The sequence below is a fragment of the Alphaproteobacteria bacterium genome (assembly GCA_030680745.1).
In the GTDB taxonomy this organism is placed as follows: Bacteria; Pseudomonadota; Alphaproteobacteria; order JAUXUR01; family JAUXUR01; genus JAUXUR01.
Genome location: JAUXUR010000044.1, coordinates 85007 through 106637, shown reverse-complemented (window position 1 = coordinate 106637; position 21631 = coordinate 85007). Strand labels below are relative to the sequence as shown.

Here is a 21631-nt window from a genome sequence, read left to right as displayed (position 1 = left end):
TGATGAATCGCCAGTAGTTGCACCAGTCGCTGATGAAGCGCCAGTAGTTGCACCAGTCGTTGATGAAGCGCCAGTAGTTGCACCAGTCGTTGATGAAGCGCCAGTAGCTGTACCAGTCGTTGATGAAGCGCCAGTAGTTGTACCAGTCGTTGATGAAGCGCCAGTTGTTGCACCAGTCGTTGATGAAGCACCAGTTGTTGATCTAGCATTTCAAATTCAACAAGGAGTTCAATTAGCGTTGCAACCTGTGCAAGTGCAATTCCAACAACAATTGGATGCAGCTACACAAAACCTTCAAGCTCAAATTGATGCATTAGTTGCACAATTGAATAAATAAAACTGATGGGCAAAATATAAAATTATGTTCGTTTGAAGAAAAAGCTAGGTGTAAAAGCCTAGCTTTTTTTTATTCAGAAAAAATAGCCTATCGTTAAATATATCCAATATAATCTAAAACTACCGTTTTTAGTCTATGATTTTTGGCCGCTTTTTGAACCAAAAATTTTTAAGGTAAAATAATTACCTGTTGTAATTTTTTGCATCAAAAATCACCTTAAAGCTCAGACTCAAAAATCGGTATTTCCAGATCATTTGGGTACAAAAAAAAGAAATTAAAATAATGAGGAGATATAAAATGCTAAGAAAAATCAAAGTATTATTAATGAGTTTTATGTTTATGTTTCTTTTTTTTGGGAAAGCTTTTGCTGATAAGTGGCCAATTTGGAATGGTCATGAAGCTATTGATGATATCATTGCCCCAGGCATGACAAAATATGGCAATTATAGATACGATCTTGTTCAGAAAAGTTTAAAGAAAGAAGATCGTCAAAAAATTAAAAATATAAAAAAAAAGAAAGCTTCTTTTCATGTGTCGCTTGCGCCACAACACAAAGGTAGAAAATATAATAAAGAAGAGCGTCATTATAAATTAATTTTTACTTTTAATGAGTATAAACCGCTAGAAATTATCGTAAAAGTAAAAAGAGAACCTGTTTCGGCTGAGGAGATGGAAATTTCTTATAATAAGCATGATGCCAAGAAAAGTAATAAACATAAAGAAAAAAGTATTTTAGATAAAATTAGTGATATAGAAATACAAATTGAGATATTTGCTGAGAATTTTATTCACAATATTTTGGATAGATTTAAACCTAAAAAACATGTTAATGATCCAACGCCAGTCGCAATACAGGAAGAGGCTCAAAAAGATATGAAATTGCTTGATAATTCTTCTTCAAATTCACAATTTCTATCAGAGGAAATAGAAGAGTATAAAAATGATATTGTGCTTGTGCCGCTCAATCTAGTTTTAATGGATGATTCACATGATGAGATATTCTTTACAGCGCCGCCTGCCCTAATATCAATTATAGATCAAGATCCAATTGTGCAATTAATACAGGATGAAACAGATCGACAATTAAAAGAGATGATTAATAATTATCAACAACAATTACAATCAATTGAGCAAGGTTTTCAATCAAAACTCGATGAGCTAAAAGAAAAAATTAATAATAAGTGATTCAATAAGATGAACAATTTTTAATTGTGCGTATTGAGATTCATTTATGTGACCTATAAGTCATGCAAGCGTGTAGCAGTTTATACTGAAACTTGCAACGGGTTTGCATAGCTTGTTATATTCGTTAGGATCTTTTTTAAATTGTAACGTGAACTAGGAAATTAACTTTATAGGAAACCTAGGGTTTCCGTCGTTGCGAGCGGCCCAAATTTTAAAAGGGGCCGCGCGGCAATCCAGAAATAGACTTTCTAAGGGAATACATATCGATGTTAAGACTGGATTGCCACACCCCCACCAAAAAAAGAGGGCGGGGGTTCGCAACGACGAAGCTCTTTATTTTTCTTTTTAACTCAATTGATTGCGCTTAATTCAATTGTTTTTTGATTTCCGCATTCACGTTAGTATAAAGGGATCAGCACACGAATATAACGTGTTCATTTTATTAGGGTGGAATAATGCATTTTTTTTTGAAACGTTTTGCACTAGTTGCATTTTTTTTATTGCCCTGGACACTTTTAGCGTCTGAGCAAGAAGCAAAAAAAGAATCTGATTCAGCCACTGAGGAGCATGGTAAGGATCCTGCTAAAGAAGATGCACCTGCTGGTGAGCATGGTGAAAAAAAGCCAGCTGAAAAAGAAAAAAAGCCGAGTAAGGAAGAAGCACAGGAAACCATGTTGAATCCGAATCGGATTCGTATTCAAGAGTTTAATATTTCTCGCTTTGGAGCAAATGATAAGGTAATTGGTATAATTTCACTATTTTTTTATATTGAATTTAATGAAAGAGAAACTGCATATAAGGCTTCTGCCTCTATGCCAAAATTACGATCTGTACTTACAACCAAATTAACAGAATATGTATCTAATAATACTAAGGATATACAGGATAAAGGGATCAAAAAGGTTATTAAAAATATTACTGAAAAATTGTATGGGGCAAAAACTGTTAAAGAAATTACAATTTTCAAAGCTTTTGAACGGAAATTATGAACTTTGAGTTTGTATTATCATTATATTGTTTTGTTTATACTTCTTTATATCAATTCAAGAATCTCTTGGATTTCTAGAATAAATTCCAGGAAATAAGCGTTAAGCTTAGCCATGAAATATCAGTAGCTCCTAAGATGATGCCAGTTTTTTTTGGTTTTCATGTTGCTTTAATATATAGATACTTTTGGCGTTTTCTTTAGGTGCATAATAATCTGAAATGCCGAAAGTAGATTCAGATCCACCTAAAATTAAAAACCCATCAGGTTTTAATGTTTGTGAGAAATAAGAAAGAATTTTTTGCTTAATGTCGATATCGAAGTAAATAAGGACATTTCGGCAAAATATGATATCAAATTTTCCTAAAAGTATCGGATTTTCAAGAAGATTAAAATATTGAAACTTAACTAAATTTTTAACATTGTCTTTGACAATCCATTTTTGATCTTCTTTTTGCATATATTTAATAAGGTGGTTTATGGGGAGGCCTCGTTGAACTTCAAATTGTGAATAGCTTCCTGCAATCGCTTTTTCAATGGCGCTTGTTGATATATCGGTCGCGAAAATCTCAAACTTCCAATCAGGGTATTTCTGTTGTTGTTCTAAAATAGCCATACTTAGAGAGTAAGGTTCTTGCCCTGTCGAACAGCCTGCTGACCAAATGCGAATATGCTTTGTACTTTCACGTGCTATAAGAAGATATGGCAGTAAAATGTTCGTGAATTGTTCAAAAGGATTGAGGTCTCGAAAAAAAAGGGTTTCATTGGTCATTAATGCTTCAACGACATCTCGTTTTAAATTTGTATCTTTTGTTTTTTGAAGGCTGCTTACAAGTTCAGTGAAATTATGTAAGTTGTATTTTTGCAGAACAGGTTGAAGCCTTGCCTCTAAAAGATAGGCTTTTTCCTTTGTTAAAAGAACACCTGAAGTTTCAAGTATTAACTTGTTCAAATATTGAATTTCTAGTTCTTTCATGCGACTGACCTAAATAACAATGAGTGAATTTTTAAGGGTATTTCAGTTAAGGGGATAACGGCACTACAAAGACCAGCATGTGTTACAGCACCAGGCATTCCCCATACAACGCTTGAGGCTTCGTCTTGAGCAAGAACAGTGCCCCCGTTTTCAACAACCAACGTAGAGCCTTTAAGGCCGTCGCTTCCCATACCTGTAAGCATGATCGTTAAAACACGCGGGCCATAAAGTTGTGATAGACTGCGTAACATAGGGTCTACGGATGGTTTGCAATAGTTTTCAGGTGGAGAATCGATAATTTTGATGCGTTTTTGATTGTTTAAGATTTCTACAATCATATGTTTGCCACCAGGGGCTATATATGCTTTCTGTTTTTCGACGAGATCACCATCTTGGGCTTCTTTACAAGCAATATTTGTATTTTTTGCTAAATGTTCTGCAAGAATGGTTGTAAAAGTGGGCGGCATATGTTGTGTAATAAAAATAGGTAAAGTTATTTCTTTGGAGAGGGATTTTAACAAATTACTAAGTGCTTGTGGGCCACCCGTTGAACTGCCAATTGCAATGATATCTGGCATAGAAATAGAAGCTTTGCGAAGGTGAAAAGTTGTTTTTTTGGAGTGTGATATAGTTGATTTGGTGTCGTTAAAAAGGGAATCTTTTGAGTTCGTGCGGGCGCTGAGGGAAAAACTATTTTCATTTTTTTGGATTAATTTTTTGCGGCGATATTCACCTAATGCTTTAATTTTATTAATAAGTTCATATTGAAAACTATTATCGTAAAGTTCTTTGGTGCTTTCTGGTTTTGGGATATAGTCTTTGGCGCCACTGGTAAGCGCGCGAATGCTTATTTCGGCATTTCGTTTGGTAAGGGTTGACGCAATAATGACTTGTATGTCGGGGTTTTCCATCATAATGATAGGCAGTGCCGTAAGGCCATCCATAACAGGCATTTCAATATCAAGAACAATGACTTCAATATCGTTACGCTTAAGATTATTAATTGCCATTTGACCATCTGAAGCTGACGCTACAATCGATAATAGAGGATCGCTCGAAATTACACGGTTAAAAATGCCTCTGATGACAGCAGAATCATCCACAAGCATGACGCGTATCGGATTGTTTTTTGTAACAAGGCTCATGATGGTAGTAATCCAACTTGTTTAAATTTTGTTTTAACAATTTCCAAGTCGAAGGGTTTCATAATATATTCATTGGCGCCAGATTCAAGGGCTTCAACAATAAAATTCAAGTCGTTTTCAGTGGTGCAGAAGATAACGATAGGTTTATCGCCACCTGGGCTTTTGCGTAGATCGCGTAAAAAATCAATGCCTGATTGTTCTGGCATATTCCAATCTAGAAGGATGACATCTGGCATCGATGTTTGACAATAGGTGAAGGCAGTAAGGCCATTTTCAGCTTCATTTGTTTGAAAGCCTAGATCTTGAATTATTTTTTTTGCGACACTTCTTACAACGCGTGAATCATCTACGATCAAACAGTTTTTCATTTTTTTATCCCTTATTGTTAACTTTTTGTTTCGTTTTGAGGAGGGCGTCTGGTTTTAGAATGATAAGAAGCTTATCTTTTATTTGATAAACGCCGTCAGAATAATGTTGCCATGTTTCCGACATCGAGGACGGATTTGAAGAAATAGATGATTGAGAAAGAACCATAACTTCATCGACTTTATCAACAATAAGGCTATATAAATCATTTTTGTTTGAAACAACAATATTCATAAACTTTTCATTTTCTGTTCGATCAGGGAGTTCTAAAAGAGTGCGAATATTGAGTGCTGTTACAATTCGTCCTCTAAGGTTTAATGTGCCTGCTATTTCTTTAGGGGCCAATGGAATTTTTGTAAGGGGTAACATGCTGACAATTTCTTCGATTAAAAGAGCAGGAATACCAAAAAGCTGATCTTGAACAGCAAAGGTAACATATTGTATGTGATCGTTACGTTGAAGATTATTTGATTCTGTTGGTTGTAGGTTATTTTCTAATGATGTTATTGAATTCATCTTCTGTCCTTCAAACTAACTTTAAGATAATTGGGTTAAAGTTTCGATAAGTGCATCACGGTCAAGTTTGGAAATATAATTTTGGATACCAAGTGATTTGCTACGTTCTAGATTCTCGTCATTTGTGTATGCAGATAAAGCGATAATTGGTGTATTGTGCCATTTTTCAGAATGTCGAATAATATCTGCGAATTCAAAGCCTGATATCCCGGGCATTTCGATATCAGTAATAATAATATCAAAATTATCACCTTTTTCGTGAAAATCTAAAGCATCTTCTGCCGATTTTGTTGTTGTAACGTTATATCCTGCGCCAACCAAAAAGGGCGTTAATTGATTTCTAAAAAACTGACTGTCATCAACAAGAAGTATGTTTTTTGTTTTAGGGTGATTTGTATTTTGAATTGTATTTTTTGAAGAAAAGCCATTGTTGAATATTTTCGTTAAATAAAATCCAATGTCAATGACATCTGTTGCTTTGCCATTGATGATTGCACTTCCAATAATGCCATCTTCAGTTTTTTTAATTTCAATAGACATTTTGTCTTTTATTATATCGATGATGTCATCAACAATTAAACCTATTTGACGGTCATTGTCTGAAAAAACAAGAATGGGCTGTGTACCCTCTTTTTTTAATTGTGTTTGATTGTTAACTTTAATAAGGGGCATGAGCTTGCCACGATACTGAATAAGAGGTTTTTCATTCGCGCTATGCTCAATGGTGGTAACGTCGATTTCTTCTAGTCGCGAGACAAGAGAAAGGGGAATAGCTTTAAGATCGTTGGAACCTGCCTTAAATACAATAAAATCAATATGTTGTTGGTCTTGAGATATTTTTGGATCATTATTATCCAGATTTGGATCTTTTCGTGTCGCAGTGACGCCTGATGCAATTGCTAAACCATTAGGATCAAGAATTAAGATAACACTACCATCACCTAAAATCGTATTGCCTGAAAATATAGTTAAATTTTGCAAAAGAGGTGATACAGGTTTCACAACTATTTCTTCGGTATCATAAATTTTGTCAACAATAATACCAAAAATATGTGCACCTACTTGCGTTACAATAATGAAGCCTTCATTTGATGTTTCTTTAGGTTCATTTTCTAATTTAAGAAGTTGTTTAAGTGAAATCAATGGAAGTAGATTGTTACGTAATCTTAAAATGGGTGCATCATTGATCGTTTCAATTTGATAGTTACTTTGTTTTGACGCTTTGACAAGCTCTAAGACGTTAAGTTGGGGAATGGCGAATCTTTCATTTCCTGAAGCAATAATTAAAGCTGAGACAATAGCAAGAGTTAAAGGAATTTTAATAATAAAAATCGATCCTTTGTCTAGATTAGAGCTAAATTCAATGGTGCCACCAATTTTTTCAATATTTGTACGGACAACATCCATGCCAACGCCTCTACCCGAAACAGAGGTTACTTTTGCGGCAGTCGAAAAACCTGGTTTGAAAATAAATTGATGGAGCTGTTGTTCGCTCATATGTTGAAGTTCAGAAGATGTTGCAAGATTTTTCTCGATAATTTTGTTTTTTATTTTTTCACTATCAATACCTTTGCCGTCATCTTGAATTTTAATAATGATATGACCACCTTCGTGAAAAGCTTCAAGGATAATATTTCCTGTATCTTTTTTGCCTTTATGGCGTCTTTCTTGAATGGTTTCAATGCCATGATCTGCTGCATTTCGTATCATATGGGTGAGGGGGTCTTTGATGAGTTCTAGAACCTGACGATCTAACTCAGTTTCAGATCCAATCAATTGTAAATCAATGGATTTTCCAAGCTCAAGAGAAAGGTCTCTCACCATGCGTGGTAATTTGGCCCAGGCATTGGAGATGGGCTGCATACGTGTTTTCATAACACCTTCTTGGAGTTCAGAGGTGATATGTGACAAATGTTGCAAGGGCGCTGAAAATTCAGATGTGCTTTGGCGTCTTGAAATTTGGAGTAATTGATTGCGTGTGAGGACGAGTTCGCTGACAAGATTCATTAATTTTTCAAGCAAGTCAATATTTACACGTATGCTTTGGCCAGCAATAACTGAATCTTTTGGGAATATTTTTTCAATAAGTTGTGCGGCGTTAGATTCATCGTTTTTTTCTATTTGTTCAGTAAGATGCTGAGGCTCAGTATTTGTTTGATTTGTGGCGATAATAGATTGTGTTTTTTTTGAAAATAAATCATCAATAGATGCATTTATTTCTTCTTGTGTTAATTTTGTGTGTTGTATTTGTTTTGAATCTTCAGAGATTTCATTAAGCTTTTCAACAAGTTGACCATCATTGCCATCAGGCTCTTTTTCTGTTTCTTCAAGGATTGAAATGATATCTTTGATCTTGTCGAGTGCTTGTAAAATAACGGTAACAATGTCAGGTGTTGCTGTTAATTCTTTGTCACGTAATTTGCCCAGAACATTTTCTGCAGCATGTGCTACTTTTTCTAAGCGATCCAGACTTAGAAAGCCACAAGTGCCTTTAATGGTATGAACAATCCTAAAAATTTGAGCAAGAAGATCATGATTATTAGGGTTTTTTTCAAGTTTGACGAGCTCTCCATCTAAAAGTGCAAGATTTTCATTGGTTTCAGCGAGAAATTCGCCCAAAAGCTCATCCATATGAAACATCCCCAGATTTATATTGTTATTCCATTAGTATGAATCACATTTTGAAATTAACAAAATACATTTTTAAGTTGTACAAATAAAAAAAGTACTAAGGATTGGATGAGAAAATTATTTCAAGAAAAATGATGCTTTTTCAAAGACTTTGTGGAACATTTCTTCAGTGAGTCTTTTAGTGCTTGTGTTGTATTTAGAGCAATGATAACTAGAAATAAGGACAATATCGTTTAGCATTGTCGTTTTAAGGTGATGAATTGATTCGTGGCCGAAAGGATAAAGTGATTTTTTAAAACCCAATGCATCAAGAAGGCTATCATGCGCTATTTTGCCAAGTGTCACGATAACTTTAAGTTTTTTTTGAGCTGAAAGGGTGTTTTTCAAAAATTGTTGGCAGGTTTTAATTTCAACAGGTGTTGGTTTGTTTTCTGGTGGTACGCATCTAACGGCGTTGGTAATTTTACAATTAACAAGTTTTAAGCCATCATCAATGCGTTCGTCAAAAACGCCTTGCGCAAATCCATATTTGATTAAAGTTTGGTAAAGTAAAATACCAGCAAAATCACCCGTAAAAGGACGCCCCGTACGGTTTGCACCTTTAAGACCGGGTGCAAGTCCTATAATCAGCAATTGTGGGTCATCTGCACCAAAAGAAGGAACTGGTGCGTTGAACCAATCTTCGTGATTTGTCTGATTGATTTGCCTGAAGTTAAAGAGTCTTGGGCACAAATTACATGATTTAGACGGTTCTTGATGATGATCAAGACCGTCTTCTTCATTTGCGCATGTTATTGGGTGCATTTAGATGTCTGTTTTATGTCCACGTGACATTGCTTGAACATTATCCTCATTATTTCTGACAACGTCAGGATAAGGATTGTAGCCTTCTATAACAGGCTGAGGAACTTGTTCAACGTAAGGGAAACTTTTGGGGTCTAAGTGATAATCTTCGGCGTCAGATGGTGAACGTGCAATGGAAGGTGCTAAATCCATAAGTTCCATAAAATGATCCGCTTGTCTGCGTAATTCATCTGCAACCATTGGTGGTTGTGAACGAACAGTGCTGACAACAGTGACGCGTACGCCTTTACGTTGTGCCGCTTCTACAAGACATCTGAAATCACCATCGCCACTAAAGACAACGATATGATCGACATGTTCTGACATTTCCATAACGTCAATGGCAAGTTCAATATCCATATTGCCTTTAACTTTACGGCGACCATAAGAATCAGTGTATTCTTTTGTTGGTTTTGTGACCATTGTGTAGCCGTTATAATCAAGCCAATCAACAAGAGGTCTAATAGGTGAATATTCTTGATCTTCAATTAAAGCTGTATAGTAGAACGCCCGAATGAGCCTGCCACGTTGCGCAAAAAGATTGAGTAATCGTTTATAGTCAATATCGAAAGAGAGTGCGCGTGCTGCCGCGTAGAGATTTGCGCCGTCAATAAAAAGGGCAAGGCGTTCCTGTGGGTAAAACATCATTATTTCCTAAACAGTTTTTAAATGCATGCACAATTTTTTGTTTTAGTACATTGCTACGAACTTAACGCTTCATCACGCAAGGTTCAAGGGGTCTTGTGAAAAAATATTTTTATATACTAACGCTACACAATAGATAAATTCGATCCTGATCCTGTTATTAAATTTAATTTGCCTATAATATGTGCTGTTAATACAACATTAGGGTGTTTTTTGTTATAACAAACAGGCCGTAACTTTTCTTATTGATTTGCGTATTTTCATAAAAAGATATCACAAAATTTTTTTGTTGTATCTATGATTCTTAGGGGTGAATAAAAAATTATGGTTTTTGTATCAGGACGTATCATGAAAATAAAAAAATATAAACCTAGGGATGTTTATTAATAGTTTTTATAAAAAACAATTCTGGTTGACTTTTATGTATTCTTTTTATAATATTTTATTTTTTTGATACAAATGTTAGGATTTTAAATGAAAAAACTATTACTTTTAATTTCATTATATTTATTATTATTTCAATCTGTTGATGCAACTATTGTTTTTCGAAAAGATTATAGCAATAATACTGTGTTATTTAACAATGGTCTAATGTTATGTCTTCCTGATTATTTGCAAATTAGAATAATTTGTGATCCTGAAGGGGTTGAAATTTCAAAAATTGATAATTCACCATTCTGGATTGACTCGAATTTTTCTCAAAATTGCTATACAATAACAGATTGTTTTAATTCGTCTTTTTCATTGCCGTTTGATGTGGAAATAGAGCAAGTTGAAAATTCTCTAATTATTTCAACGTCTAATATAGATTTAAGAGATGAAGATACAAGCAATGATAAAATTGATGTATGCATAAAATTACTTAAAGCTCATAAATTTTATTTGAATGTTTTTGATGGTTTGGATTTAGTAGATGGTTTCTTAGCAAATACATATTGCAAAAATAATAACCCTTATTTGCAACATGCTACTGAAATAGCCATTGGTCAAATGTATTTTTTTGATCAAGAGCCATTGGCCAATGATCCTAACAGATTTGAAAAAGCATTTAATTTATTGAAAGTAGCGTCTCAAAAAGTATATACGCATTTTGAATTGCCTAAAGCACAAATTTGTTTGGGTATAATGTATCTTTTAGGTCAGGGTCCTGCTGACAAAGATCCTTGTAGATTACAAAACGCATTTGATCTTTTTTCTAAAGCATCAAAAATGGGTGATCTATTAATACAATATGTGGCAATGGAGCTTATAAAAATAACGCAAGACAAAATAAGTGAGCAAAATACAAAAAAACGTATGATGATCGGCAATCTTTTAAATTGATTTTTTGATGTTATAGAACGTGTCCTAAAATCCAATTTTTTTTGGCACGTTTTATAGTAAGAAGTCAAATCTATCAGGCCGCTTGCATCATACTGATTTTACGATAAGAAATGGCTTCTGCAATATGCGTCAATCGAATATGATCTTCGTTTTCAAGATCGGCAATGGTGCGTGCCACACGTAATAAACGATGATACCCACGTGCCGAAAAATTAAATTTATCTGCGGCGCGTTCTAGCATTTTACGACCTTCTGGATCAGGTTGTGCAATTTCGCGTAATAGACCATCATCGATTGCTGCATTGGTTCGAATTTTTAAATGTGGGGCGAGTTCCAAGTAACGCTGTTTTTGTTTTTCACGGGCTAATCTTACACGCTCTCTGATTTCTGCAGATCCTTCTTTGGCTGGTGGCAAATGAAGATCATCGATTTTAACAGCGGGTAAATCTAAATGAAGATCAATACGATCTAAAATAGGGCCTGAAATTTTAGCTTGATAATCTTGGCCACATTTAGGTGCACGACCACAAGCTAACCCCGGATTGGATAAATAACCGCATTTGCATGGATTCATGGCAGCTATCAACTGAACACGTGCAGGATAGGTGATATGTGCGTTCACACGTGCAACAGAAATAGAGCCTGTTTCAATGGGTTGCCGTAACGCTTCAAGGGTTGCCCGCGAAAATTCGGGTAATTCATCTAAAAACAAAACGCCATGATGCGATAAGGAAATCTCACCTGGCTTTGCATTGGGTCCACCGCCCACCATGGCAGCGAGTGATGCTGAATGATGTGGTGCACGATAAGGGCGCGCTCGTTGAATATGACCTTCCGAAATAAGACCCGCCACACTTTGAATCATACTAATTTCAAGCGCTTCTTCAGGTTCAAGATCAGGCAAAATGGTGGGCATGCGCGCGGCTAGCATCGATTTACCAGCACCAGGTGGCCCTAACATTAAAATATTATGTGCGCCCGCTGCCGCAATTTCGAAAGCGCGTTTGGCCATTTCTTGGCCTTTGACATCGCGCATATCAAGATTAAATTGTTGTTGCGGAATATTGGCACGTTGTGGAATAGGTAAAATTTGTGTGCCCTTAAAATGATTAATAAGTGCTAAAAGATGCTTAGGCGCAAGGATACGAATGTCGCCTGCCCAAGCGGCTTCTTGGCCACAGGCTTCAGGGCAAATAAGTCCTTTATCCTGTGCAAAAGCTGCAATGGCTGTTGGCAAAACACCATTAACGGGTAATAAGGATCCATCAAGAGCAAGTTCGCCCAACACGATATATTCTTGTAATTCTTGACTCGATAATACATTCATTGAAACCAATAAACCGAGCGCAATGGGTAAATCAAAATGACTGCCTTCTTTAAGGACATCGGCAGGGGATAAATTAACAGTAATGCGTTTGGCAGGTAAGGAAAGACCGAGACCATTAAGGGCGGCACGCACGCGTTCACGCGATTCACCAACGGCTTTATCAGGTAAGCCAACAATCGTAAAAGCAGGTAATCCAGGGGTAAACGTCACTTGAACATCAATATTTAAAGCATCAATACCCTGAAAAGCGATTGTGTGAATGCGTGCGACCATTTTTCCCTACCTTTTTATTTTTTCTAACTACAGAAGTGTTTTGATATTAACAATTAATGCGCGGAAACTGTAAAATTAATCCAAGATATTGAGATAGTCACAGTTTTTCTAAAGCTTTATTCCAAATAATTTCATGGGTTTTTTGATTGTTTAATCGATTCAACAACGCATAACCTGTTGGTGACGTAATATTGATTTCCGTTAAATAATCGCCAATCACATCGATGCCTGCTAAAAACAAGCCTTTTTCTTTTAAGAAGGGTCCCAACACTTTGGCTAATTCTTGTTCTTTATCTGTTAAATCACATAATTCTGCAGTACCACCAAGCACAATATTTGATCTAATATACCCTGTTTGCGGAATACGTTTAAAAGCACCAACGACGTCTCCATCTACAAATAGAATGCGTTTATCACCAAGTGATACTTCAGGGATAAATTTTTGCATAATAAAAGGCGTATTTTCAAGCGCTTCAAATAAATCAATCGCACCACCCAAATTCTCTTTATGTTGCAAACGAATAACGGCGTGACCTTTGGCGCCATAAAGAGGTTTCAAAACAACATCTTGATGTGTTTCAAAAAAATTATAAAAATCTTCGATGTTTCTTGAAATGAGTGTCGGTGCCATGAATTCTTGAAATTGAAAAGGCAGTAATTTTTCAGGATAATCCCTAAGCGATTTTGGATTATTAAGAATCAGTGTTGTAGACGCAATTGTATCCAACAAATAAGTCGCTGTTATATAAGCTAAATCAAAGGGAGGATCTTGGCGCACCCAAACAATATTTGCTTGCTTTAAATCAAATGAAACAGAATCTTGCTTTTCAAAATAATGATTGGGATTATCATAAAGCTTTATAAAATGGCCATAGGCTTTTAGGCCGTCTAACGACAATGAAAGATTCTGAGGTTGATAACAAAAAAGTTGAAAACCTCGTTTTTGTGCTTCAAGCCCAATCATAAAACTAGTATCGGTTGCAATGTTAATTGATTCAATCGGATCCATTTGTAATGCAATAATCATTTATTAGCTCCCCAAGCATTTTGAATATGTTTAGGCCAAGATGAAGGCGCAATGCCTATAAAATCAAAACGCATATCATAATTTGTATAAGCTTTAAATTCTTTCATGAACCATAAAGCAGTTTTGAGGATGCGTTTTTGTTGTGCCTGTCGTAAAGCTTCTAAAGCCTCGTTTAAAGATGGACGTGTTTTAACTTCAACAAAAATAAGCGTTTTTCCTTTGCGCATCACAAGATCGATCTCACCCACAGGTGTTTTGTAATTTTGCGCTAAACATCTATAACCTTTTAGTCTCAAAAAAAAGAGTGCTAAAAATTCACCCCTTTTGCCATCTTGATTGGCTTTAGTCTTCTTCAGATAGTTTTTGCTTTTGGGTAAGTAAAAGGGCACGGGCATAAACCTCTTTTTTAGGAAATTTATAAAGTGTTGAAATAATTTCAGCGACTTCTTTTATTTTATGATCCTTAAGCAAGGCTAAAATTTCGTCATCACAATCATCAATCAATTTTGTTTCTTGCTGGAAACCTTCAATTAATAAAACACACTCGCCTCTGGGTGGTGTTACAGCATAACGCTCCAAGAGTATTGATGCTTTTTCAACAATGATTTCTTCAAATTTTTTAGTGAGTTCGCGCGCAACAACCATCAGCCTGTCGCCGATTTGGTCATGAATGATCTGAATAGTCTCTTTAATGCGATGAGGCGCTTCGAAAAAAATCAGCGTTGCTTCTAAATGAGCGAGTGACAACAGCAATTTCTTTTGTTTTTCTTGTTTATCTGGAAAAAATCCACCAAAATAAAATTGGTTCGGCGGTAAAGTTGATAAAGCAAGTGCTGTCAAAGGCGCTGAAGCACCTGGAATGATAGTCACATAAAGATTTTTGGCTTTTGTTTCTTTCACCAATTTATAACCTGGGTCAGAAACAAGCGGCATGCCTGCATCAGATACAAGCGCTATTTTTTTACCTTCTTCAATCTGGGCAATGATATGTGCGCGCGTTCTATCAGCGTTATGATCATGATAAGTCGAAAGTGTTTTCTTTATATCGTAAAAGGATAAAAGTGTTTGTGTAACGCGTGTATCTTCACAGTAAATGTAATCCATTTGCTTTAATATTTCGATTGCACGAAAGCTTATATCGCCTAAATTACCAATGGGGGTCGCAATTAAATAAAGTCCCGATTTTACAACATTTTTTTTTAAATCGTCATCATGCATTTACTTCAGCCAAACTTCCCTATAAAATGAAATTCTCATATTCGTATTGAAGGGTGCATGTAATGCTTGGTTTTGTCAAATTGAAAAACGCGCGGATTTTTTTTCAATTCATGTTTATCGCTTTGTTTTTAACGGGTTGTGACACAATGCATAAACCTCAATCGTCATCGATTCCTATTTTACCTGATCCCACACTTCAAAAACACTCTTTGCCTCAAAAAAGACAAGGTGAACAAACACTTGTTGCACTTCTTTTACCTTTTTCTGGATCTGGTCAAGAAGTGGGTAAATCCATTATGGATGCAGCTAAATTAGCGCTTTTTGATCTTAAAGCACAAAATATAATATTAAGACCTTATGATACTGGCGCTGATGCTAATCAAGTCATAACACAAGCTGAAAATGCGATTCGTGATGGTGTTGAGGTCTTTTTAGGGCCTGTCTTTTCTCAAAGTACACGCGCTATAACAGCTTTAGCACAACAAGCGAATGTCCCTGTCTTAAGTCTTTCGAATACACCTGAAATTGCAAATAGAGGCATCTATCCTTTGGGCTTTAACCCTGGTGAACAAACAAAATTCTTAACGGAATATTTAGTTGAAAAAGGATACAAAAAAATTGCCATTTTATCCCCTAATACGCGTTATGCGCAATTAGCGGTTGAAAGCTTAAAACAAGGTGCACATCATGCAACCATTACACGTGAAGTATATTATGATCGCTCGACGACACGATTTGGAGAACATGTGCAGTCTCTTTTAGGGATTGCGCCTGGCCATGTGCCTAATCCAAAAGATTTTATGGATGCTATTTTTATTCCTGAACGTGCTGATAAATTGGCTCAAATTGTCGAAGTGCTTGCGCATCAAGGTGTTGATTTTAAAAATATTAAAGTCTTTGGGCCTGATATCCTTAAAGAAGCGAGTGCAAGTAAAGAAATATTGCTTAAAGGAGCACTTTTTGCAGCGCCTGATTCAGTTGAACGTGAAAAATTCAGAAAGCGTTTTATGGATACATATCATTACGAGCCCAGTGAAATTGCGACCATTGCTTATGATATGATCGCCCTTATTACATCCTTTACCAAAGAAGGCCTTAAAGTATCAAACGAAGCATTAACTCAAAAAGAAGGTTTCAATGGTATTGATGGTCCATTTAGATTAAATGTTCATGGTGAGGTAGAACGTCGTTATGCTATTTTTGAAGTAGATCAAGGGTCTGCACGTATTATTGTGCCGCCATCACGCCATTTTTAAAGGACGTTATCTAATAACATTCGTCACCATTGTTGACATTTTTTTATTTTCTTATATTATACTATACTATAGTAAAATTACTCTTATAAAGTCTATTATTGAAAGGACTTCAAATGAAACATATCATATTGTTAACATTACTCTTTATGCCAAAGCTCTTATTTGGTATAGAAATATGCGAAAATAAAACTGCCATAGATTTAGAAGATATTCAAGAAATTCAAAAAAATGGAAATATATTAAAATATTCTTATACCTATAAGGATAAAGTCTCATATTATACATTAAGTATTTCTGATTTAACGAAACAACATTTAAAGCATGCAAATCCTCTGAATCATAATTATATTGGCGAACAAGATGAAAATGGACATTATGTTTTTTCTATAGATTGCACCTCTAAGGCAATCATTCCACATAAGAAACACAAATCTATTCGTAATAACAATAAAACTATTTGTACAGAAAAAACATCATTTAAATTAATACCGATATCAAATCAATATGCACAAATATTAGAAAAAATTAACGCATTTAAAAAATTACCTATAGACATGATAAAGTTAGTTCGACAAGAATTCATGAAAAACCATGTAGATATTGGTTCTAAATTTACACTTGATTATTTTGTTGCGTTGCATTTATTAGCAAAAAATGATCCCACCGCAAAATCAGCTCTTCAAGAGAATAATTTTTTTGCAGACAATAATCCTGATTACGTTTTTGGGTTAGGTAAAGAAAATCAGAAAATTAGATTTCTTTTGAAGCAATATTCATACAAAAATTAATTAAGTTTAATTTGCAATTATTTCATTATAGTCGATCAATCTACCGGACAATTTTTATTTTTATGATAGAAATTTGCGCCATACACCTTTGTTTTCCTGGACACGTTGAAGCGAAGCTTCATACGTAGATCCAGGATCCAGAAAGAAATACATGCTCGAAGAGCATGGCAAAATATTTAATAACGTCATGATCTGCGATCATGATTGTTAATTGGACCCTGAATCCGTGCTCGAAGCTTTGCTTCTCGCCTGTTCAGGGAAACGACTGGGTATTTGGTAGGTTCGAGTCCTAATTAAATTTTTGTCCAGTAGATTGATAGTCGATAGACTTGAGAAGAAGACAAGGAACAACGAACGAAGTGTATCCTTATATACATGAGTGAGGCGTGACGCTGTATCCTTCCAATGTCCATCGACTATAGTATATTAATGCAAACATATTCTTTCAAAGGGAGCATCAAGTGAAAATGCAGGAATGGCAACTTGAAAAGATTCGCCTTTTTCATTTTCCATCTCGTAATCACCGACCATGAAACCAGAAGGCGTGTTTAATGGTGTGCCGCTCGCATATTCATAGATTGATCCAGGGTTTAATACAGGCTGTTCGCCTACGACACCAGGACCTTTTATTTCTTGTGTGCGACCTTTTGCATCTGTTATGCGCCAATAACGATTGATAAGCTGAACTGGGTCTTCACTTAAATTTTCGATACGGACATAGTAAGCCCAAACATAATAATGCTCATCTGGTGAGGATTGTTCTTCCAAGTACACAGGACGAACACTTACTTTGATTGAGTTCGTAATCTTGCTAAAATTCATGACGTATCCCTAATATTTTTAATCTTATCGTCTTGAACAAATTCAGTATAGCAACTAACGGTTGAATTGCGCAATAAAATTTTAAACATTAAACCTAAAATGAAACACATCACCATCTTTTGCGATATAATCGCGTCCTTCAAGACGCATTTTACCTTGCTCTTTTGCGCCTGTTTCACCTTTTGTATCAATGTAATCTTGATAGGCGATTGTTTCAGCGCTGATAAAGCCACGTTCAAAATCAGTATGGATAACACCCGCAGCTTGTGGTGCTTTAGCACCTTTAGTAATGGTCCAAGCGCGCGCTTCTTTAGGCCCTATGGTGAAAAACGTCATTAAATTTAAAAGATTATGACCTTCGCGAATGACTTTATCAAGACCTGGCTCACCTAGGTTTAAACTTGCTAAGAATTCTTTTTTATCATCTTCGCCCAATTGAGAAATTTCAGATTCAATTGCTGCTGAAATCACAACAAAGGGTGCTTTTTCAGCTTTTGCTTTTTCCATAGCAATTATACTAAATTTATTACCTGTAGCAGCAGACCCTTCATCAACATTAAAAACATATAAAATAGGTTTCGCTGTAATAAGATTTAGTAATTTGAAATAAGGTTTTTCTTCGTCTGTCACCGACATTAAACGTGCAGGTTTACCATCACTTAATAATTTTAACGCTTTTTCAGATAATTCTAATAAAATTTTACTTTCTTTATCGCCTGTTTTTGCTTTTTTGGATAAAGATTGTACACGTCTTTCAAGGCTTTCAAGATCAGCAATCATCAATTCTGTTTCAATGATTTCAGCATCACGCAAAGGATCAATACCGCCTTCAACATGTGTAATATCATCATCTTCAAAACAGCGTAAAAGATGGATAATGGCATCGACTTCACGAATATGTGCAAGAAATTGGTTGCCAAGGCCTTCACCTTTACTTGCACCACGTACAAGTCCTGCGATATCCACAAATTCCATTTGGGTCGGAATTATTTTTTGAGAGGTAGCAATTTCAGCTAATTTAAGTAAACGGGGATCAGGGACTGCGACACGTCCAACATTGGGTTCAATCGTACAAAAAGGATAATTCGCCGCTTGTGCAGCAGCCGTTGCTGTTAATGCATTGAATAATGTTGATTTGCCTACATTTGGAAGACCGACTATACCGCAATTAAAACCCATTCTAAAATCCCTCGTGTGTTACTGCCCATCCTATGGGCAAATTCGTTGTCATGTTTACGCTTCCGGTACTCATGTACAAAGAGGTACACTCCGTTCCGGTTCTCAACCTTCCTAGACTTTGCCTCATAATATGGACAGTAACCTCAAGGTAGCAGAGAAATTATCTTTATATTCTAAGCAACATAATTACTTTTAATTCTATACCTATGTAAATGTCAATCTTATGTGGCAAAGTCTAGAAAAGCCGAGAACCGGCACGGAATGTACTTAAAGTACATGAGTACCGGAATGCGGAGGCTTGCCGACGAATTTGGCCATAGGATTGGCATTTTAAAGTGTGTTGTCGTGTATTTTAAACTGTCCTAACTCACCTGCAAAAATATCAGCTTTACCACGTATAAAAAAAGGCAATGCGCGCGCAATATGGTCAAAACAATCTTCTAATTTGTCTAATTCGTGTTTTTTAAAATCGGACAAGACGTAAGAAGATACTAAATTTTTATCACCTGGATGACCTATGCCAATGCGCAATCTATAATAATTGGGTGTAAGCCGACCATCAATACTGCGTAATCCATTATGTCCGCCATGTCCACCACCTAATTTAAATTTTAATTTTAATGGATCGAGCGCAAGTTCATCGTGAATCACAAGTGTGGATATACATGGAATCTTATAAAATTGACTAACGGCGCCTACAGAAAATCCTGAATTATTCATAAAAGTCATAGGTTTTAACAAAAAGACTTTAACATCTTCGATTTTACCTTCAGCAATCTCACCTTGAAAGTTTTTTTTCCAAGGACCAAAATTAAAATGGCGATGAATTTCATCCACCGCCATAAAGCCAACATTGTGTCTATTGTTCTTATATTGAGTACCCGGATTACCAAGTCCTGTAATAAGAAACATACTCAATTCTTTCAAACTGTGGAGGGTGTCAGATTTCGGGATTCGCAATGCTCATGTATGAAAAAATACACTCCGCTTGTTTCACCACTCATCTTCCTACCCACATTTCGAAATAATTTGAGTATATTCATTGTGGGCCCTTATTTCGTTTCAGCAGCAGCTGCTTCAACTTTTGGTGCAAGAATTGTTGCAATTGTATAGCCTTTATCAGCAGCAGCTAATTTAGCACCTTTAGGTAATTGAATGACATCAAGATGGAAAGCATGTCCAAATTCAACGCCAGTTAAATCAATATCTAATGAATGTGGTATTGCATCGGCACGGCATACAATTCGAATTTCGTGATGAACGACGTTTAGAACACCGCCTCTTTTAAGGCCAGGTGATAAGGTGTCATTGATGAATTTGATAGGCACAGAAACTGTTACCATTGTTTTGCTTGTAACGCGCAAAAAATCAACGTGAATCGCTTTATCTGATACGGGATGAAGCTGTAAAGCTTTTACGATTGTTTGTTGTGATTTGCCATTGACTTCAATGTTAAATAATCTTGTATAAAACCCAGCTTTATACATTTCTTTTGTAAATTCACGTGGGCATAAAGAAATCAAATCTGGTGTTTCTCCATTGCCATAAATAACAGCGGGTAAACGATTTTGGCGACGTTCTTCACGTGATGCGCCTTTACCGGCTTTTTCGCGAACAAAAACGGTTAAATTTGTGGATTCAGTCATGAAATATCCTCCTGAACATTTCGATTAATAAAGATAGTCTGTTTTCTGACCTCCAGGAGTGTCAGGAAAGTGGGTTATCTTATACTATTTTTCTGCATTAGTCAAAAAGAGATGAAACAGATTGTTCATGACTAATTCTGTAAATGGCTTCACCTAATAATTGAGCAATACTTAATTGTTCAATTTTAGGATATGATTTTTGTTTTTCTGTTAATTGAATTGAATTGGTGATGACAATTTTCTCAAGTGGTGAATTTTGAATGAGCTCACCAGCATTACCAGATAATACACCATGCGTTACATAGGCTGAAACCGATAAAGCACCTTTCTGAAGTAATGCATTGGCAGCATTACAAATGGTTCCGCCGCTATCAATAATATCGTCCACTAATATACAATGTTTATCTTGAATATCACCGATAATATTCATAACTTCTGAAATACCAGCACGTTCACGTCTTTTATCAATAATGGCAAGATCCGTATCAAGTCGTCCAGCATAGGTCCGTGCGCGTACAACACCGCCTACATCCGGGGAGACAATGACAAATTTTTTGTTTTGATACCGGGTGCGTATGTCGCGCACCATCACAGGTGTTGCAATGAGGTTATCTGTCGGCACATCAAAAAAGCCTTGGATTTGAGCAGAATGAAGATCCAATGTTAAGACACGATGCGCACCTGCAATTGTTAGCATATTTGCGACTAATTTAGCAGAAATTGGCGTTCTTGGGCCTGTCTTCCGATCTTGTCGCGCATAGCCATAATAAGGAAGCACTGCAGTGATACGTTTGGCGGATCCTCGTTTTAGAGCGTCAATTGCAATGAGTAATTCCATTAAATGATCATTAGCAGGGTAGGAAGTCGACTGAATCACAAAGACGTCTTCACCGCGTACATTTTCTTGTATTTCAAGAAAAATTTCTTTATCTGCAAAAGAACGAACTGAAGCCATCACTAATTGTATATTAAGATTTTTGCAAATTTCTTCAGCTAATGGTTTATTGCTGTTACAGGTAAGAATTTTCAATTATGGTAACTCCTCAATGTTTAGTTTTACTTCTAATGAATATTAATTGCAATTACACAGAAGTAGTAAAGTTTTAAATTTTACTCCCTCTACTTCCTACGTCCCTGCCTCTT

At 35.9% G+C, this 21631-nt stretch carries 22 protein-coding genes; 6 read left to right on the top strand and 16 right to left on the bottom strand.

The features are described 5' to 3' along the window. The 3 genes from Q8L85_04805 to Q8L85_04795 form a co-directional block, all read left to right on the top strand. Positions 1–337 (top strand): hypothetical protein (locus Q8L85_04805; protein ID MDP1724003.1); only part of this gene is annotated, 337 nt, incomplete at its 5' end. A 297-nt stretch (positions 338–634) separates the two neighbouring features. Continuing rightward, positions 635–1522: a hypothetical protein gene (locus Q8L85_04800; GenBank protein MDP1724002.1), complete on the top strand. Its 888-nt coding sequence runs from the start codon at positions 635–637 to the stop codon at positions 1520–1522. A 455-nt stretch (positions 1523–1977) separates the two neighbouring features. Then, a complete protein-coding gene (locus tag Q8L85_04795) occupies positions 1978–2511 on the top strand; it encodes a hypothetical protein (GenBank protein ID MDP1724001.1) in 534 nt (177 codons plus the stop codon). Positions 2512–2640: 129 nt separating this feature from the next. Here Q8L85_04795 and Q8L85_04790 read toward each other — a convergent pair whose 3' ends face one another. From Q8L85_04790 to Q8L85_04760, 7 genes are all read right to left on the bottom strand, one after another. After that, positions 2641–3483, bottom strand: a complete 843-nt coding sequence (locus Q8L85_04790) for a protein-glutamate O-methyltransferase CheR (protein MDP1724000.1) — start codon at positions 3481–3483, stop codon at positions 2641–2643. Further along, positions 3480–4628, bottom strand: coding sequence for a chemotaxis response regulator protein-glutamate methylesterase (locus tag Q8L85_04785; protein MDP1723999.1), 1149 nt, complete (start codon positions 4626–4628; stop codon positions 3480–3482). Before Q8L85_04785 ends, Q8L85_04790 begins: the two co-directional genes overlap by 4 nt. Beyond that, positions 4625–4996 carry a response regulator gene (locus tag Q8L85_04780; GenBank protein ID MDP1723998.1) on the bottom strand — a complete coding sequence of 124 codons (372 nt, stop codon included), beginning with the start codon at positions 4994–4996 and terminating at the stop codon, positions 4625–4627. The genes Q8L85_04785 and Q8L85_04780 overlap by 4 nt, the downstream gene beginning before the upstream one ends. Before the next feature lie 4 nt (positions 4997–5000). Continuing rightward, positions 5001–5510 carry a chemotaxis protein CheW gene (locus Q8L85_04775; GenBank protein ID MDP1723997.1) on the bottom strand — a complete coding sequence of 170 codons (510 nt, stop codon included), beginning with the start codon at positions 5508–5510 and terminating at the stop codon, positions 5001–5003. Between the two features lie 21 nt (positions 5511–5531). Next, positions 5532–8141 carry a chemotaxis protein CheW gene (locus Q8L85_04770; GenBank protein ID MDP1723996.1) on the bottom strand — a complete coding sequence of 870 codons (2610 nt, stop codon included), beginning with the start codon at positions 8139–8141 and terminating at the stop codon, positions 5532–5534. Between the two features lie 117 nt (positions 8142–8258). Beyond that, complete coding sequence (locus Q8L85_04765; GenBank protein ID MDP1723995.1) at positions 8259–8945, bottom strand: uracil-DNA glycosylase; 687 nt, start codon at positions 8943–8945, stop codon at positions 8259–8261. Beyond that, a complete protein-coding gene (locus tag Q8L85_04760; GenBank protein ID MDP1723994.1) occupies positions 8946–9632 on the bottom strand; it encodes an NYN domain-containing protein in 687 nt (228 codons plus the stop codon). 471 nt (positions 9633–10103) lie between these two features. Here Q8L85_04760 and Q8L85_04755 point away from each other — a divergent pair, with 471 nt between their 5' ends. Next, the gene (locus Q8L85_04755) at positions 10104–10952 is read left to right on the top strand and encodes a hypothetical protein (GenBank protein MDP1723993.1); all 849 of its coding nucleotides are present in this window, start codon (positions 10104–10106) and stop codon (positions 10950–10952) included. 73 nt (positions 10953–11025) lie between these two features. Here the strand turns inward: Q8L85_04755 and Q8L85_04750 are convergent, their stop codons facing one another. The 4 genes from Q8L85_04750 to rsmI all read right to left on the bottom strand — a co-directional run bounded on the left by Q8L85_04750 (position 11026) and on the right by rsmI (position 14797). Beyond that, the gene (locus Q8L85_04750; protein ID MDP1723992.1) at positions 11026–12552 is read right to left on the bottom strand and encodes a YifB family Mg chelatase-like AAA ATPase; all 1527 of its coding nucleotides are present in this window, start codon (positions 12550–12552) and stop codon (positions 11026–11028) included. 97 nt (positions 12553–12649) lie between these two features. After that, a complete protein-coding gene (gene gshB / locus Q8L85_04745; GenBank protein ID MDP1723991.1) occupies positions 12650–13579 on the bottom strand; it encodes a glutathione synthase in 930 nt (309 codons plus the stop codon). Then, the gene (locus tag Q8L85_04740) at positions 13576–13974 is read right to left on the bottom strand and encodes a YraN family protein (protein MDP1723990.1); all 399 of its coding nucleotides are present in this window, start codon (positions 13972–13974) and stop codon (positions 13576–13578) included. Before Q8L85_04740 ends, gshB begins: the two co-directional genes overlap by 4 nt. Further along, positions 13922–14797 (bottom strand): 16S rRNA (cytidine(1402)-2'-O)-methyltransferase, encoded by an 876-nt coding sequence (gene rsmI / locus Q8L85_04735; GenBank protein ID MDP1723989.1) that lies wholly within the window; start codon positions 14795–14797, stop codon positions 13922–13924. The genes Q8L85_04740 and rsmI overlap by 53 nt, the downstream gene beginning before the upstream one ends. A 62-nt stretch (positions 14798–14859) precedes the next feature. Between rsmI and Q8L85_04730 the strand changes: the two genes are divergently transcribed. Both Q8L85_04730 and Q8L85_04725 read left to right on the top strand, forming a co-directional pair. Beyond that, a complete protein-coding gene (locus tag Q8L85_04730; GenBank protein ID MDP1723988.1) occupies positions 14860–16053 on the top strand; it encodes a penicillin-binding protein activator in 1194 nt (397 codons plus the stop codon). Positions 16054–16166: 113 nt separating this feature from the next. After that, the gene (locus tag Q8L85_04725) at positions 16167–16841 is read left to right on the top strand and encodes a hypothetical protein (protein ID MDP1723987.1); all 675 of its coding nucleotides are present in this window, start codon (positions 16167–16169) and stop codon (positions 16839–16841) included. A 426-nt stretch (positions 16842–17267) separates the two neighbouring features. On the opposite strand, the gene apaG is transcribed toward Q8L85_04725, so the two are convergent. From apaG to Q8L85_04700, 5 genes are all read right to left on the bottom strand, one after another. Continuing rightward, on the bottom strand, positions 17268–17663 hold the full coding sequence (gene apaG / locus Q8L85_04720; GenBank protein MDP1723986.1) for a Co2+/Mg2+ efflux protein ApaG: 396 nt from the start codon (positions 17661–17663) through the stop codon (positions 17268–17270). A gap of 81 nt (positions 17664–17744) precedes the next feature. Further along, on the bottom strand, positions 17745–18842 hold the full coding sequence (gene ychF, locus Q8L85_04715) for a redox-regulated ATPase YchF (GenBank protein ID MDP1723985.1): 1098 nt from the start codon (positions 18840–18842) through the stop codon (positions 17745–17747). 330 nt (positions 18843–19172) lie between these two features. After that, complete coding sequence (gene pth / locus Q8L85_04710; GenBank protein ID MDP1723984.1) at positions 19173–19754, bottom strand: aminoacyl-tRNA hydrolase; 582 nt, start codon at positions 19752–19754, stop codon at positions 19173–19175. 140 nt (positions 19755–19894) lie between these two features. Further along, on the bottom strand, positions 19895–20488 hold the full coding sequence (locus tag Q8L85_04705; protein ID MDP1723983.1) for a 50S ribosomal protein L25/general stress protein Ctc: 594 nt from the start codon (positions 20486–20488) through the stop codon (positions 19895–19897). Between the two features lie 97 nt (positions 20489–20585). Next, on the bottom strand, positions 20586–21518 hold the full coding sequence (locus tag Q8L85_04700; GenBank protein MDP1723982.1) for a ribose-phosphate pyrophosphokinase: 933 nt from the start codon (positions 21516–21518) through the stop codon (positions 20586–20588). Positions 21519–21631: the final 113 nt, after the last annotated feature.

Excerpts from the sequence above, each read along its gene's own strand:
- Q8L85_04800 (MDP1724002.1), top strand. The coding sequence starts at position 635 with ATGCTAAGAAAAATCAAAGTATTATTAATGAGTTTTATGTTTATGTTT.
- Q8L85_04795 (MDP1724001.1), top strand. The coding sequence starts at position 1,978 with ATGCATTTTTTTTTGAAACGTTTTGCACTAGTTGCATTTTTTTTATTG.
- Q8L85_04790 (MDP1724000.1), bottom strand. The coding sequence starts at position 3,483 with ATGAAAGAACTAGAAATTCAATATTTGAACAAGTTAATACTTGAAACT.
- Q8L85_04785 (MDP1723999.1), bottom strand. The coding sequence starts at position 4,628 with ATGAGCCTTGTTACAAAAAACAATCCGATACGCGTCATGCTTGTGGAT.
- Q8L85_04780 (MDP1723998.1), bottom strand. The coding sequence starts at position 4,996 with ATGAAAAACTGTTTGATCGTAGATGATTCACGCGTTGTAAGAAGTGTC.
- Q8L85_04775 (MDP1723997.1), bottom strand. The coding sequence starts at position 5,510 with ATGAATTCAATAACATCATTAGAAAATAACCTACAACCAACAGAATCA.
- Q8L85_04770 (MDP1723996.1), bottom strand. The coding sequence starts at position 8,141 with ATGGATGAGCTTTTGGGCGAATTTCTCGCTGAAACCAATGAAAATCTT.
- Q8L85_04765 (MDP1723995.1), bottom strand. The coding sequence starts at position 8,945 with ATGCACCCAATAACATGCGCAAATGAAGAAGACGGTCTTGATCATCAT.
- Q8L85_04760 (MDP1723994.1), bottom strand. The coding sequence starts at position 9,632 with ATGATGTTTTACCCACAGGAACGCCTTGCCCTTTTTATTGACGGCGCA.
- Q8L85_04755 (MDP1723993.1), top strand. The coding sequence starts at position 10,104 with ATGAAAAAACTATTACTTTTAATTTCATTATATTTATTATTATTTCAA.
- Q8L85_04750 (MDP1723992.1), bottom strand. The coding sequence starts at position 12,552 with ATGGTCGCACGCATTCACACAATCGCTTTTCAGGGTATTGATGCTTTA.
- gshB (MDP1723991.1), bottom strand. The coding sequence starts at position 13,579 with ATGATTATTGCATTACAAATGGATCCGATTGAATCAATTAACATTGCA.
- Q8L85_04740 (MDP1723990.1), bottom strand. The coding sequence starts at position 13,974 with ATGCCCGTGCCCTTTTACTTACCCAAAAGCAAAAACTATCTGAAGAAG.
- rsmI (MDP1723989.1), bottom strand. The coding sequence starts at position 14,797 with ATGCATGATGACGATTTAAAAAAAAATGTTGTAAAATCGGGACTTTAT.
- Q8L85_04730 (MDP1723988.1), top strand. The coding sequence starts at position 14,860 with ATGCTTGGTTTTGTCAAATTGAAAAACGCGCGGATTTTTTTTCAATTC.
- Q8L85_04725 (MDP1723987.1), top strand. The coding sequence starts at position 16,167 with ATGAAACATATCATATTGTTAACATTACTCTTTATGCCAAAGCTCTTA.
- apaG (MDP1723986.1), bottom strand. The coding sequence starts at position 17,663 with ATGAATTTTAGCAAGATTACGAACTCAATCAAAGTAAGTGTTCGTCCT.
- ychF (MDP1723985.1), bottom strand. The coding sequence starts at position 18,842 with ATGGGTTTTAATTGCGGTATAGTCGGTCTTCCAAATGTAGGCAAATCA.
- pth (MDP1723984.1), bottom strand. The coding sequence starts at position 19,754 with ATGTTTCTTATTACAGGACTTGGTAATCCGGGTACTCAATATAAGAAC.
- Q8L85_04705 (MDP1723983.1), bottom strand. The coding sequence starts at position 20,488 with ATGACTGAATCCACAAATTTAACCGTTTTTGTTCGCGAAAAAGCCGGT.